The organism is Scytonema sp. NUACC21, from assembly GCF_054684315.1.
Map to the genome: position 1 here is coordinate 38854 of NZ_BAAFZH010000049.1, position 14203 is coordinate 53056.

Below are 14203 nucleotides of genomic sequence, written 5' to 3' on the forward strand. Positions count from 1 at the left end.
CCTATGCCAAAAAGGTCGCTAGTCGCATCGGAAACAGGTATCAAGCTAGCTAAGCGTGCCTTGCAACGTCAAAATCTTACCCAGAAAGATTTTGCCCTAGAAGTAGCCATGCTTGCTTGGTCAACAGTTAGTAAATTTTTTAACTGCAAACCAGTTGATAGAAATAAATTTATCGAAATTTGTGAAAGATTAGAATTAGATTGGCGGGATATAGCAGCACCACTTATAGAACAGGAGGAAGATGAATCGCAACATCAGGAGGGGTCTGATTTCCTATCTGCGATACAACACAATTCTCAATCCGCCAGAAACGCTCTCGAACCCTATATTCTACCCCGCATTCGCCGGGAAACCTTGCTGCAAAAATGCCTTTCAGCAATCCAACGTGGTGTCATGGAAAACAAACGCCGCGTTATCCCCATTCTCGGTGCTGCGGGGTATGGTAAAAGTACGATTCTTGGTAGCATTTACGACGAATTGGTACAAGCTCGAACGGCTTGGGTGGCTTTGGTACGCTGTAACGACCTGATCGAATCTTATGAAACCTTTGCTACCGAGATTGGTGAAAAAGTCAGTGGTGTCAAGGAATCAATAGTAGAAATAGCAGCCCGACTGCAAGCAACACAAGGTCAAGGCGTACTCCTTATCGATACCCTAGATTTGGTGTTGGAGAAAAAATTAGTACCCGTACTGCGGGCAATGCTCGTACAATTACTTAACAGCGGTACAACAGTTGTTTTTACCTGTCGGGATGCAGACTTTCGTGATTTTTTTGAACCATACCACGAAAGCTTTGCTGGTTTTAACGAGAGTATCGAACGCTGTCAAATACCCGAATTTGACGACAACGAGGTTAGGGAAGCCGCACATATCTTTTGTCAGAAAGAACTGCAACAAACACTCGAAGTTTCCGCGACCTTTGCCGAGAAAATTGTTGCATTGAATGCGGATACTAAATCCCTCACAGACATTACCCGTAACCCATTGTTACTTGCACTGCTATGCAAGTTGTTTGGTGAAGATGGTAACGTTCCCGAAGACCTAACTGTCAGTCAACTTTACCAAATGTACTGGGATTTGCGAATTGCTACCAGCCGGAAACAACGTCAAGATAGCCGCCGTATCGGAATGGCAAAGAGAAACCTCTGCTTGAAACTTGCCGAGTTGATGTATTGCGAGTCTGATGAACGCTTGCGAGACTTTATCTATGAAAGCCAGCTCTCACTCAATGATACGGAATTTCTTGCCTATGAGGAACTTATCAGTGATGGAGTTGTACAAGAACTGGGTAGCGAAAGGGTGAGTTTTTTCCACCAGACGTTTTTAGAGTTTGCGATCGCCCGCTACTTTGAATCTACCTCAAAAGGAGAAGAAGCGAAACGTCAGGTATTAAACCAAATCACACAACCTCAAAATACATACTCTAAGTATTTTATCTGGCCCATTGTTCGTCAATTGCTCAACCTCGTAGACTTAGATGAGTTCCACCGCATTGCTGATACCCTAGATAAAAAAGAACTTTCGCCATTTCGTGCTGTTGCATTCGCATCGGTTTCCCGAACCGAACCTCAGAGTTCAGAGTTACTGCTGCAACTACTTCCTACCGCAGTTCAGTTGGGTGATGCTTACCAGAATGTGCTGCTTGTTGTTGCATCTGGCGCACCTATACGCCATGCTGAAACTGTGTGGTTAGTTGTGTTGGAACTACTAATTCATACAGGACAAACATTAGTAAATAAAACCGCAGAAATTGCAGGAGAATTACTTTCTCGCAAAAATGCTTCAACTGACAACCCAATTGAACAAATATTTGCATCTGTTCGCAAACGGAAAGTGCCACCTTTCTAAAGCGAGTTCTCACCGAATGTGTCAGAAAATCAGTTACGTTCATTGGGTTGAGGAGATGATGTTATGTTGACTCATTTGAGCTTTACAGACTTCTCTTAACTTTTTGTGTATTTTGTATCAGCATTCGACATTTCTGCTTAAAAGTTAACAAATTTACAATTTTAAAAGCCAAAAATAAGTTGACAAAAAAACAACAAGAAAAATTAGATAAAATCAGAGAAGCGTCTTTTATGATAGCAACTATGCATTCATTAAAAGAAGAATTTCATCAGATATTTGATAAGAGTGAAGATTTAGGAGCAGGGATGTTAGGGCTAATAGATTGGTTAAATAAAGCTAAACCATTATATCAAAAAAGTGTTAAGACAATTAAACGATAGTTCGGAGAAATAGTCGGAGATTTTGAAAGAAAAACTACTAATGGGGTAGTAGAAGGGATTAATAATAAATTGAAGTTAATAAAACGAAGTGGATTTGGCTTTAGAAATTTTCGCAATGAGTGAAATTAGAGCTTTACTTTCTTGGCACTATGATATTAATTTAGCATGTTAAGTACGGAAGAGCCTCATTTAACACACTAATTCACCTGTTATCTGTGATTTGAATCACAACCTAATTCGAGCGCATATGTGTTGTGAAAAACTCACAAAACGAGTTGACTTTACAAAAAAACTCTTCTAAAAATTATTTATAAAGCCCACTTTAAAATTGGCTCTCAGTGGGGCAAAATGCACTTTACAAAACACTGCTTACCCTAATAGGGTTACGAGACAAGATTTTCACTATTATTGGCTCTGTAATAACACGTATATCCTAAAATACCTAAATCACTTTTTTGAAAAAAGAAAATCCAGAACCCTTGTTTTCCGTAGAGAAATAGTGGAAGATATGAAAATTCTTTATTTGTATCAAAATAAAATTCCTTTTTTCTACGGATGAGAAATAATGCAACTATGACTTAGGGTTTGTGAAGATAGCTTTATTTTATACACTCTTTTTAAAGATTTATATGGAAATTCATGTAAATCCGGAAATAGTAACTACATAATTGGATCATGAAATATCAATTTAAATATGAATCTCTATCCAGAGTGAATCAGCAGCTTGCCTGCAATTAACTTACTTATAAGGAAAAAATACGTGAATAATATATTTGTTCATCTGTTTACTACATTTGTGTTTTCTGTCACTGCAATTACTGCTATATCTAACATTTCAATCGCAGGAGAGGCTCCAAAGACTGCTCCAGAAAAAACCGTACAAAGAATTTGTGCGTTCGATGCTGTAGAGAATTTATTGCCTCCAGTACAAAATCAGCAAAACCAATCTTCACTTTCCTACCTTGCACAACAAGGTTTTATACAAAATCCGGATGGTTCTTGGTCTTGTTATGCTAGCGATCTGGGACCCTAAGTAGGTGGACAGAATCCTTACTAATTACCGATGACAAAGGACTAAGGACGACCCTCATGAGTTAACGTTATTTATGTCATCCTACTTAACCCTCTTTTGTCACTCTCGGCGTAGTATAATAAGTAGCAAACCCTAGAAGCGTTGTTGGTACTATGGTAGAGACTGAAAAAAGAGGTCAGTTAAGCGCTAGTGATCATAGGAGGTCGTCTTTGAAACGAGCATTGAAGAAGAAAGAGAAGGCTGAGTTGGAAACTACCCAAAGCGATGATGTTCCGGTGGAACAGATCAACGCCATAAATCAAAGGGTCAACAACCGCCGGGTACCGACAAAAGCAGCGATGATTGGCTTGGCGATCTCAATGGGGGCAACCAGCTTTTTGGTGACTCGACAAAGCGATCAAGCCATAGCAGCCGAGCCAGTAGGTAATCAGAACACAGCCTCAACAATTCCAGCTGCTTCTGACACCGAGGTGAAATTGGCTCCTGCAGCTCAGCCGCAAGTGCAAACCGTATCATCGGTGAGTCTACCAGAGAGCCCACCAGTGGTCGAACCTACAGCAATTTCACAAGTCGCCGAGCTAAGAGCTAAGTGGCAGGGTGTGGCTTCCAGAACGTCCGTGCAGCAGGTGTCAGCACCAGTGGCAGCTGCCAACTTCTTGGAAACGGTAGAGGAGCAGACCATTTCCTCGGAAACAACGAAAGTTCAGCAATTGACCAAGCAAGAAGAGACAGTACAAATCTCTAATGCTTTGGAACAGGTGGACAATCAAACAATGTCTGTTGCAGCTCAACCAACAGCAGTGCCAGCAACCGAGGAAGTAGAGCAGGAAGTCAATGCTCAACTGAAGGCGCAGCAAGAGTTTGCACTCAATCAATTACAGGCAAAATCAGACCGTCTCAGAAGGAGTCTGAAGGAATTTCGCTCAAATGAGACGAATGAAACCTTGCCAGTTGTACCGGTTGGGGTACCGCAGGTGACTGCACTTGAGACAATCCCACAACAGATAAGCACGAGAAAAACTGTAGCAGAGCCGGATACTGCTAGCAATGCGAACAGAGAGAAGCTCGTAACGAGGTTAAAGCAGAGGTTGGAAGAAGCAAAGGTACCAGCACCAGCACCAGCGCCAACTGTAGCAGATGTCACTCCATCGGCAAAAAAATCTGCAACCTACGAAGTGAAGCCTGGAGACACGCTGGCTGAGATCGCTAGCAGTTATAATACTTCAGTTTCAGAACTCGTTAAGGTAAATAATCTCAACAATCCCAATCAACTCAAGATTAACCAAAGACTGGCAATTCCTGTAGCTGAAGGCAGCACTACCCGTCAAACAGAGATAGCCCGTTCACGCTCAAGTGAGCTTTCAGTTGGCTCTGCGGAACAAACCTTCGAGGGGACACCGTCGAGATCCGAGCTTCAGGAGCGTCCGGCGATCGCAACCAATCAAAATCCTATTCCATTTGGCAATCCTGCTAAATCACAAGATAGCGTCAAGAACTCAATTGCTAATAGCAACAGTGTTACCGTTCCGACACCAGTCATTCCAATCAACCCCAATTGGAAAAACAGGGTAAATCAAACGACTGCTGACAAATTGATTGAGAACAGCAATACCGTCAGTGTTAAAACACCAGTAGTTGGAGATAACTCGATACGGAAAAACCAGGTAGCACAAGACAGTGCCAACAGTTTCATTGCTAACAATAGCAATGTGGCTGTTCCAACTGCAATTCTTGCAGATAACTCAATTCAGAAAAAAGTTGAATCAACTCAAGAGCACAAGGGAACTCCTGCTACAAAACCCGATACCGACTCTCCGGCTGCGTCCTCTTACGGGATTGGTGGTGATACCCCGGTACCAACAGTTTTTGCCGAAATGCAAGAGTCTCAGAGGGAGAATTCAACATCGGCAAGAAAGGTAAAAAATCAACGTCTTCGTGGTTTACAAGCAGAAATTAACAAACTACGGGAAAAATATCGTGCCCAACAATCTGGCAGCATAGTCGCGTCAGAAGTTAGTGAAACTGATAGTGGATCGGTAGTAGTACCCGCATCCAATCAGAACGAGAACCCAGTTCAAATTCAGGTTCCCAGACCAAATAATGCGTCTGTACAGTTTTCTCCTTCAAGGGTGAATGATGGTGCGATATTCATCCCAGTTCCCAAGCCGATGAATTCCAACCAGAATCGCAAATCGGTGAGACCTGTAGTCCGTTCAAATCAAAGACCCGTAAACGAACCAATCAATCCAGAGTTACTGCGCGACCAACAGGTAGCCACTCCTTCAAGAGGTATGGATGCTTCTGAAGTTCTTGGAACTATGCGGGGAACAACTGTTTATCCACAGTCTCCACAGTCTCCACAGTCTCCACAGTTACCACCTTTGGCAGCAGTAGATAGATACCTGCCCAAACCGATTGATGAAACTCTAGCCCCCCCATCCGCTTCTGGTAAGCTGATGTGGCCAGCTAAAGGTGTCCTGACTTCTGGCTACGGTCCTCGTTGGGGAAGAATGCACAGGGGCATTGACATTGCTAACGCGACTGGCACACCAATTTTTGCAGCTGCTGACGGTGTTGTGGAAAGGGCTGGTTGGAATAGCGGTGGTTACGGCTATTTAGTAGATATTCGCCATTCTGACGGCAGTATGACTCGCTACGGTCATAACAGCAGAATTCTGGTACAACCAGGTCAACAAGTCCAACAGGGACAGCAAATTTCTGCAATGGGCAGCACTGGCTTTAGCACAGGTCCTCACCTGCACTTTGAAGTTCATCCTACAGGCAAAGGAGCAGTTAATCCAATTGCTTTCCTCCAAGCACGTCTGTAGTCATGGGCTGTTGGTAATTTAATGAAGACCTTGCTTGTAGAGGGAGTTAGCCTCCCTCTTTTGCTCTTGGCTGCTCAGTAGGTGGTCATCGGTCGTTTGTCATCGGTCATTTGTCAGAGTTTGTTCATTAGTTAGTCACAGAACACAAAAAAATTATTGATTCAAGGAGTAGTCAAGAAAAAATCTCTATGCTATATTAAGAAAGCGTAAGGAACGTTATGGCTCAGTAGCTCAGTTGGTTAGAGCACGGGACTCATAAGCCTGGGGTCGTTGGTTCAAATCCGACCTGAGCCACTTTAAAAAGGTGAATTAGCAATCGCTAATATGGCGAATGACCTCAGCCACAGACCAAGCTTGGGCGATCGCGCCTCTAGTTTGATGCGGTTCATCACCATCAAATATTTCCGAGATGGAGCCGATACAACCATGATGCAGAAAGTGGTTTAACAAAGGTTGCCAATCAAAGGGCAATGGCTCGTGAGGATAGAAACGTTGCCAAGCACGAATAAAAGGACCGATCAGCCAACCCCAAACCGTACCTTGGTGGTAAGCGCGATCGCGTTGTTCGGGGTTGCCTTTGTATTGCCCCACGTATTCACAGTCATTGGGAGCAAGAGTACGCAAGCCATAGGGAGTGAGCAGGTAAGAACGAGCTATCTCAAGTATTTGACGTCCCTGTTTTTGCGAAAACCCACAATGGGCAAGAGAAAGCGCAATAACTGCGTTTGGGCGAATTTGGCTATTGCGGAGATCGTCTGGCTCAATGGTGTCGTATAAGTAGCCTAACCCAGGATTCCAATATTTTTGGAGTGAAGTTTTGACTTGTTGTGCTTGTTGGGCATAACGTAACGCTTGCTTGGCAAGACGTCCTGAATCAAGCAGTGCTTCTTGCTCGCTCAAGATTTCTGCCCATCGACTTGCCCAACATAAAGCTGAGTACCATAGAGCATTAATTTCAACTGGCTTGCCACGACGGGGAGTTACAGGTTTTCCTCCGACCACCGCATCCATCCAAGTCAGAGCGACACTCCGGGCATCCCAACCAATTAGCCAATCGGTAGAGTCAACCTGTATGTTGTAGCGAGTACCTCCAATAAAAGCTTTGTATATTTGTTGTACCACAGGATATTGCTCTGCTAAAAATTCCCAGTCTTGAGTTGCTTCTAGGTAAAGCCCTAAAGTTTCAATCCACCATAACGCTGCATCAAGACTGTTATAAAATGGTTCTCCACCAATATCGGGAAATGCGTTGGGAATCAAACCAGCGCGACAGTAACGTCCAAAGGTTTGCAATAATCCCTTTGCCAATCCATAACGCTTTGGCACAAGCGCTAATCCTGGTAAGGCAATTAAAGTATCGCGTCCCCAGTCATTAAACCAGTGATATCCAGCAATGACAGTGGGACCATCAATTGACGCACGATAAACGATAAATTGATCGGCTGCTCGTAGCAGTTGCTGCCATACTGGGGACTTGGGGGAGTTGGAGGACAAGGAGGACAAGGAAGCAATTTCTCCCTTGTCTCCCCCCTCTTCCCCTCCCGTGACTTCCCATCCAAAAATTTGGGACAGCCGCTCTTGCTCTGCTTCTAAAACTTCTGCGAAAGTTTCTGAGGTCAGAGTGCTTTGCAGTTCGCTCGGAAAACCCACTCTTGCCTCTAATGTGACTGTATCTCCTGGATTGAGAGGAACACTTAAGTAACCAGGGCTGAAGAGATCTTCCCTATCTCCCAATCCTCGCTGTGCTTCCTCGGGTAAACCATAATTCCAGTACCAAACTGCATCGGGTTGATACTCGCCATGAGTCCAGCGCAAATGCCAAGGTGTTCCAAAACTTCTAGAAATGATTGCTTGCAGGCAAACTTGTTGTTGTCCCAACATTTGTGAAAACTGTAATTCTGGAATTACTGTTTGTTGGTGGTGAAAATCGCGATCGGCTATCAGCAGTCGCAGCCTCAAGGTTGCAGGATGAATGCCTTCGTAGCGGTATTGAATCAAAATGCGATGGCTCATACAGGAGTGGGGTCTTGGAGGAGTCGGGGCTTCTCCCTCTTCTTCACGCAACCCATAAGGCATTAGCAACAACCTTGCAATTTGCCAGTCGTCTTCTCCCCAAATCCATTTTGGAACTGGATTGGTCTCAAAGTGGCGCAGCAGTTGGTAACCTTTCGGCTCAATTTGACCGCTGCCCCAAAAATTTGTTCCTAGTGCCATCACCCGATCTGGAAGTTCGAGACTGGCTTCTAAGTGCGACAGTAGCAAGGTACGTCCTGAGGGGGGACTTGTGGCGGCAAATAGCCAGCCATGATATGTGCGAGTACGGACATCTGAAACTGTTCCACTGGCAAAACTTCCTAAGCCATTGGTTAATAACCATTCTCTTGTATCTAAATCCACCATTAGCTACTCAAAATCGTTATGAGTATGATATAGTCGTAACAGATCGCAATTAAACTGTTAGGGACTCTTGATGAGGATAGTACATGGGGACTAAAGTCTCCTGTAGCTTCTCACTAGCCCCAGAAAGGCGGGGCTTCCGCCGCGAATCATTTTAGTGATGAAGAGAACGGGAAAGTTTTGCCTGACCCGAACCCCAACACTACTAGACGGATATAAGTTTAAGGAGATATTGGTAAATGCCTCTCAGTTACCCATCAGATGGATGCCTCCGTGTAGGTCAACAAGCTCCCGATTTCACAGCAACTGCTGTGGCAGCTTTATGCTGGTGCTGGTATTGTTGCTGGTTCCGATCCCGAAAAAGAACTCGCAGAGGTTCAGTTGAAATTACAAGCGTTGTTAAGAGCATTGGTCTAGGCGTAACAATATATCGTAGTAAATAGCAGTAGACCCTATTTACAAAAATCGGTAATTCTAGACGTAGGGTGGGCAGTGCCCACCAGCAACCCTGGGTATGAGGTTTCTTTGTTTCCTGTTCCCCGTTCGCTCTTAAAGTAAATCTTTATGGGTAAAAGGTTTTGCATTAGCCCCCGTGTAAGTAGCCACAATATGACCGTTACCCATCGCTTGATATTTATACGTAACCAAACCTTCTAAACCAACAGGACCACGGGGTGGCATTTGTTGAGTACTGATTCCCACTTCTGCACCAAAACCGTAACGGAAGCCATCAGCAAAGCGGGTAGAACAGTTGTGGTAAACTCCAGCTGCATTTACCAAAGCAAGAAACGTTTCAGCAGCTTCTGGATCTTCAGAAACAATTGCATCAGTATGCTTGGAACCATATTCATTAATATGAGCGATCGCTTCTTCCAATGAATCCACTACCTTAATTGATAAAATGAGATCGCTATATTCTGTTTCCCAATCTTGTTCCGTTGCTTTCAAAATATTTGGTAGAATCTCACAGGTACGTTCATCCCCTCGTAATTCCACGTTCAGTTTTTCCAAAGCTTCAGCAATTTGAGGTAGACTTTTTGACGCAATATTGGCATGAACTAGCAAAGTTTCAACCGCATTGCATGCTGCAGGATATTGAGTTTTTGCATCAACGGTAATGGCAACAGCTTTTTCTATATCTGCAGCTTTATCTATGTAAAGATGGCAAATTCCATCTGCATGACCTAAGACTGGAATGCGGGTATTATCTTGTACAAAACGGACAAATGAGTTAGAACCTCTGGGAATAATTAAATCTACATATCTATCTAATTTCAATAATTCCAAAATTTCTTCTCTTGTCGTTAATAACTGCACTGCATCTGGATTCACAGCAGTTTGAGATAATCCTTGTTTAATTGCTTTGACAATCGCTTCACAGGAACGAATTGCTTCTTTTCCACCCTTGAGAATAACACCATTACCTGACTTAATAGCTAAAGAAGCAATTTGAATTGCAGCTTCTGGACGTGCTTCAAAAATGATGCCCAAAACACCCAAAGGACAAGTTAATCGCTTGAGAATTAAACCTGTATCGATTTCTCGGTGAATTTGCACAACACCAACGGGATCGGCAAGCTTTCCTACATCTCTTACACCTGCGATCGCATCTCTCAACTTATGCTCATCTAACTTCAGACGTTTGTAAAGCGGTTGGGCAATTCCTTCAGCAAGAGATGTTTCACAATCGGCAGCATTTGCTTGCAAAATTTCCTCTTTTGCCGATTCTAAAGCTTGAGCTATAGCCTCAATAGCTTGATTTTTTGCCTCAGTCGAGAGTACTGCCAGCTTGAGTGCAGCCAATCTAGTTTTTTGAGCAACTGCAACCAAGTTTAATGAATCATTAACACTAGTCATCACAAAAAATTATTTCAATCTTTGCCTTTTTCCAATCCTATCAAAACATTGTGGGAGGGAGAGAACCCCCGTGATTTATTCGTTCGTTTATCAAGCCGCTTACTACATAAATGTAGAAAATACTGAATGATATAAAGAAATCTTTACAGAAACTTGTCTGAAATGGTAGTGACGAAGACTGGGTCAATCAAGCCATAATTCAGCTAAAGACCGCTTCTCTATAGGCGAGAGCTATGTCACTCCAATCAGGCTTAGATGCCATTAAACAAGGACAATATCAAAAGGCTGTTCAAATACTAGAACAATTCTGCCAAAATTCTGTTGATAGTACACAACCAGACTATCTCAAAGCACAAATGGCGCTAGTGAAAGCCTATCAAGGCACGGGAGAACTTGAACAAGCGATCGCTCTGTGCCAACAGTTAATGCAGAACGAAAATTTACAGGTACGTAGCTGGGCAGAAAAAACTCGCCCAACCCTTAACGAATCTCCAAAACCCCAAGAAAAAACAAGCACTATCCAAAAAGCGGGTCGTGCGACCACTGTTGGGGTCAAATTAGCGATGGGGGGTGTAGGTGGCAATCTAGCACTAGCTTCTGTTGTCACCGTGACTTTGCTCTTTGGCATGGTTTTAGTTTTAGCTTTGACCATAGTCTTTATTATCGGTAATGAAAATCCAGTCATAGGGTTAGGAATATCCGTTGGCATCGCCTTGGTTTTCAATGTTGCTGCCTTCTTTCTGTCTCCCTTCCTAATGGACTTAATCCAAAGTTGGCTTTACCACACTCGGTGGGTAGAATTGGCAGACATAGAAGCCCGAAGCCCCGAGACTGCTAGAGTCATTCGCCGAGTTTGCCAACAAAAAAAGCTAAAGACCCCCAGACTGGGAATCATAGACGACCAGAACCCCACCGCTTTCACTTACGGCTCATTGCCAGACAGCGCACGTTTGGTAGTTAGTCAAGGGCTTTTCACTTATCTAGACGATGATGAAGTAGCAACCGTTTACGCCCATGAACTGGGACATATAGTCCATTGGGATTTTGCGGTGATGACCGTAGCTTCTACCTTAGTGCAAATCTGCTACCTCATTTACACCACAGCTCGAGCCCTTGGTCGTGGCGGTGGTAACGATAACAAAATCAAAGATGCCATCCAAACGGCGGCTTTGGTTGCCTACATATTTTACGTAATTGGCACCTACCTGTTGCTGTATCTATCCCGTACAAGGGAATACTTTGCCGATCGTTTTGCTGCGGAAACCACTGGCAACCCCAATGGACTATCACGTGCTTTGGTGAAAATTGCTTACGGTATTGTGGAAGAAGGTTCGCGGGCACAAGAACCCAGCCGTTTGATTGAAGGAACTCGCGCCTTGGGAATTTATGACTCCAAAGCCGCAGCCTCCACCGGCACTGCCTACCGCATAGCTTCAGAACCGCAAAAACTTGGTCGCGTTTTTCTTTGGGATATGTTCAACCCGTGGGGCTGGTGGATGGAATTAAATTCTACTCACCCCCTCACTGGAAAACGAGTACGTGCCCTCAGTACCTACGCCGAACAACTGGGTTTGGCAACTGAATTTGATATGGGGCGAGTCATCAAAGAAGGTAAACTTTTAAATAAGAGCAAACTGTACGGTAACTTCTTATTAGATATAGTGCTTTACGGTGCAGAAACAATTGGTTTCGTCGCTGGAATAGTCATTGGTGTTCTCCTTTGGCCAAGTCTCGGAAACCCTGGTTTTAGCCTTGCTGCGCCTTTCATGGGATTGGGGATAGGAATACTTATCAAAGCTTTGGTCATGTTCCCCAACTACGGTCAAGCACCAGCAACCGATATACTCTCACTAATGTCAGACCCTTATGCTAGCCCTTTGCGCGGACAACCAGCAAAAATAGAAGGTTTACTGATTGGGCGTGGCGATAGTGGGTATAAGTTTGGTTCAGACTTAAAAATTCAAGACCGCACCGGAATGCTTTATCTGCATTATGCTTCACGCTTTGGTGCTATTGGTAATTTTCTGTTTGGTCAGAAGCGAGTTCAAAGCTTAATTGGTTCCCAAGTTGGAGCAGTAGGTTGGTTCCGCCGAGGCATCGCTCCTTGGATGGATCTGATTCAATTAAAGAGTGAAAGTGGCACTATTGTTAATAGTTACCATCGCTTCTGGTCACTTGTCTTGGGTTTTGGGTTAATTCTTCTTGGCAGCATTTGTACTTATTTTTTAAGCGGCAGATAGTTCAAGGGATAAACTAAAAATTATCTACAGCATTTTTCAGGTAAATGAAGTAGGGGCGAACGGTTGTTTGCCCTTACTAGGGTATATCATTCAGCGATAGCTTCGCTCCTGCCCGGAGGGCAGATCGCACTTTCTGGAAAAATCCGATTTAATTTCACTAACGCATCTTCAAAACCAGGAATTGGCACTGATTGATTTGCCAAAAAAATCTGCTTGCTGAGATAGTTAAACTCACCTTGGATTGTTTGATAGGGCTGACTGTAACACTCTAGTTGACCTGCTTGTAAATTCGCAATCCAATAATGAAGGATTCCTGCTTCCGCGTACAACATGAGTTTCGTTGTTTGGTCGTAATCCAAGGTTTTGTCGGAAATTTCTATAACTAACAAAATATCTTGGGGATAGGGATGGTGAGCGAGGTAATCTTCATCCCGTCCCCTTGCAATTACGACATCCGGTTCAGGTTCACTTTGATTGGGTAGAGTAATGGGATCTTGCCCGCGAATGACGGCGCGGTCACCTAAAAGCCGATCCAATTGGCGACACAGGATTGAACTACAGACTGTATGAGGGGTTCCTTTTGCAGTCATTTGGATGAGTTCTCCTCTAATCAGCTCGATCCGGTCTTCCTCCTTCAAAAACCCGAGTTCAATCAGTCGATGGTATTCGTCGATGGTGAATCGCTTTGGTGTAGCAACAGTCATGGCATCTATGAGATGTAACTGCTTTCACTTTAATCAATTGTATGCCAGATGGGATTAAGCTGACTTTTCACTCAATGCCTCAAACTGCTGCCAGCAGAGGTACAGCGCACGGGGAACGTGGAAGCAACCTTTCCATTTACCACCTTTGAGGTTTAACAATACTTCTCCACGGCGATTGAGGTAGCCAAACCACTCACCGTATTCTGGATCGGCAAAGTGAGACCAGGCGTAATCGTGCATCTTTTGATACCAGTTCCAACACGCCTCACACCCTGTCAGGTGATAACCCATTGCCAATGCAACCAAAGACTCCAGATGTACCCACCAAAGTTTTTGATCCCATTCCAGTTGTTGTGGGGGATGAGAGTCTGCATCCATAAAATAATACAACCCGCCGTATTCACTGTCCCAGGCAAAATTGAGAATATTTAGCACTACATCAACGGCTTGGTTAATTGTCGTCGTATCATTGTGACGATGGGCAATATCCATGATGAACCACATCGCTTCAATGCCGTGACCGGGGTTAATCAGCCTTCCCTCAAAAGAATTAACGTGGGAACCATCAGGAGCCACATTTTCGTACATCAGTCCCCGTTTCCGGTCTAGAAAATCGGTCATCACTTCTTGAACTGTTGCAGCCAAGACGTTCTCAAGGGTTTCTTTGGGCAGCAGCCATTCCATTTCTAGGGTTAGGTTGGCTAAAATCATGGGTACTGCTAAGGCTTTCATTGGACGTGTACCCGGATAGGTCTTGTTATACTTGCCCTTTGGGTTGTCCTTGCGGTGCAAAACGTTGTTGTATGCCCGCACAGCCACATCCTTTGCCCATTCTTCTTCAGAGGCAAGTGCGTATTGACTGAAAGCCATCGCGGCAAAGCAATCAGAAAAGATATTGTAGGGCTGAACTAAGGGC

At 44.1% G+C, this 14203-nt stretch carries 8 protein-coding genes, 1 tRNA gene and 2 pseudogenes; 7 read left to right on the forward strand and 4 right to left on the reverse strand.

Going from position 1 to position 14203, the window contains the following annotated elements:
• The first annotated feature begins 3 nt into the window (after positions 1–3).
• The 5 genes and pseudogenes from ACYRY3_RS06420 (at position 4) to ACYRY3_RS06440 (ending at position 6383) form a co-directional block, all read left to right on the forward strand.
• Positions 4–1848, forward strand: a complete 1845-nt coding sequence (locus tag ACYRY3_RS06420) for an NACHT domain-containing protein (RefSeq protein WP_460200872.1) — start codon at positions 4–6, stop codon at positions 1846–1848.
• A 137-nt stretch (positions 1849–1985) separates the two neighbouring features.
• A pseudogene (locus ACYRY3_RS06425) lies at positions 1986–2400 on the forward strand (ISL3 family transposase); the annotation flags it as partial.
• Between the two features lie 588 nt (positions 2401–2988).
• Positions 2989–3261: a hypothetical protein gene (locus ACYRY3_RS06430; protein ID WP_460200873.1), complete on the forward strand. Its 273-nt coding sequence runs from the start codon at positions 2989–2991 to the stop codon at positions 3259–3261.
• Positions 3262–3470: 209 nt separating this feature from the next.
• Entirely contained in the window at positions 3471–6089 is a 2619-nt protein-coding gene (locus tag ACYRY3_RS06435) for a peptidoglycan DD-metalloendopeptidase family protein (RefSeq protein WP_460200874.1), read from the forward strand.
• Between the two features lie 220 nt (positions 6090–6309).
• A tRNA-Met gene (locus tag ACYRY3_RS06440) sits at positions 6310–6383 on the forward strand.
• A gap of 15 nt (positions 6384–6398) precedes the next feature.
• Here the strand turns inward: ACYRY3_RS06440 and ACYRY3_RS06445 are convergent.
• A complete protein-coding gene (locus ACYRY3_RS06445) occupies positions 6399–8489 on the reverse strand; it encodes an amylo-alpha-1,6-glucosidase (RefSeq protein WP_460200875.1) in 2091 nt (696 codons plus the stop codon).
• Between the two features lie 312 nt (positions 8490–8801).
• Here ACYRY3_RS06445 and ACYRY3_RS06450 point away from each other — a divergent pair.
• A pseudogene (locus tag ACYRY3_RS06450) lies at positions 8802–8903 on the forward strand (hypothetical protein); the annotation flags it as partial.
• 132 nt (positions 8904–9035) lie between these two features.
• Here ACYRY3_RS06450 and ACYRY3_RS06455 read toward each other — a convergent pair.
• Positions 9036–10343 carry a glutamate-5-semialdehyde dehydrogenase gene (locus tag ACYRY3_RS06455; RefSeq protein WP_460200876.1) on the reverse strand — a complete coding sequence of 436 codons (1308 nt, stop codon included), beginning with the start codon at positions 10341–10343 and terminating at the stop codon, positions 9036–9038.
• A 233-nt stretch (positions 10344–10576) separates the two neighbouring features.
• Between ACYRY3_RS06455 and ACYRY3_RS06460 the strand changes: the two genes are divergently transcribed.
• Entirely contained in the window at positions 10577–12583 is a 2007-nt protein-coding gene (locus tag ACYRY3_RS06460) for a M48 family metalloprotease (RefSeq protein WP_460200877.1), read from the forward strand.
• A gap of 86 nt (positions 12584–12669) precedes the next feature.
• Here ACYRY3_RS06460 and ACYRY3_RS06465 read toward each other — a convergent pair whose 3' ends face one another.
• Positions 12670–13287, reverse strand: coding sequence for a Uma2 family endonuclease (locus ACYRY3_RS06465; RefSeq protein WP_460200878.1), 618 nt, complete (start codon positions 13285–13287; stop codon positions 12670–12672).
• A 54-nt stretch (positions 13288–13341) separates the two neighbouring features.
• Positions 13342–14203, reverse strand: an 862-nt coding sequence (locus tag ACYRY3_RS06470; RefSeq protein WP_460200879.1) for an AGE family epimerase/isomerase, incomplete at its 5' end; no start/stop codon positions are given.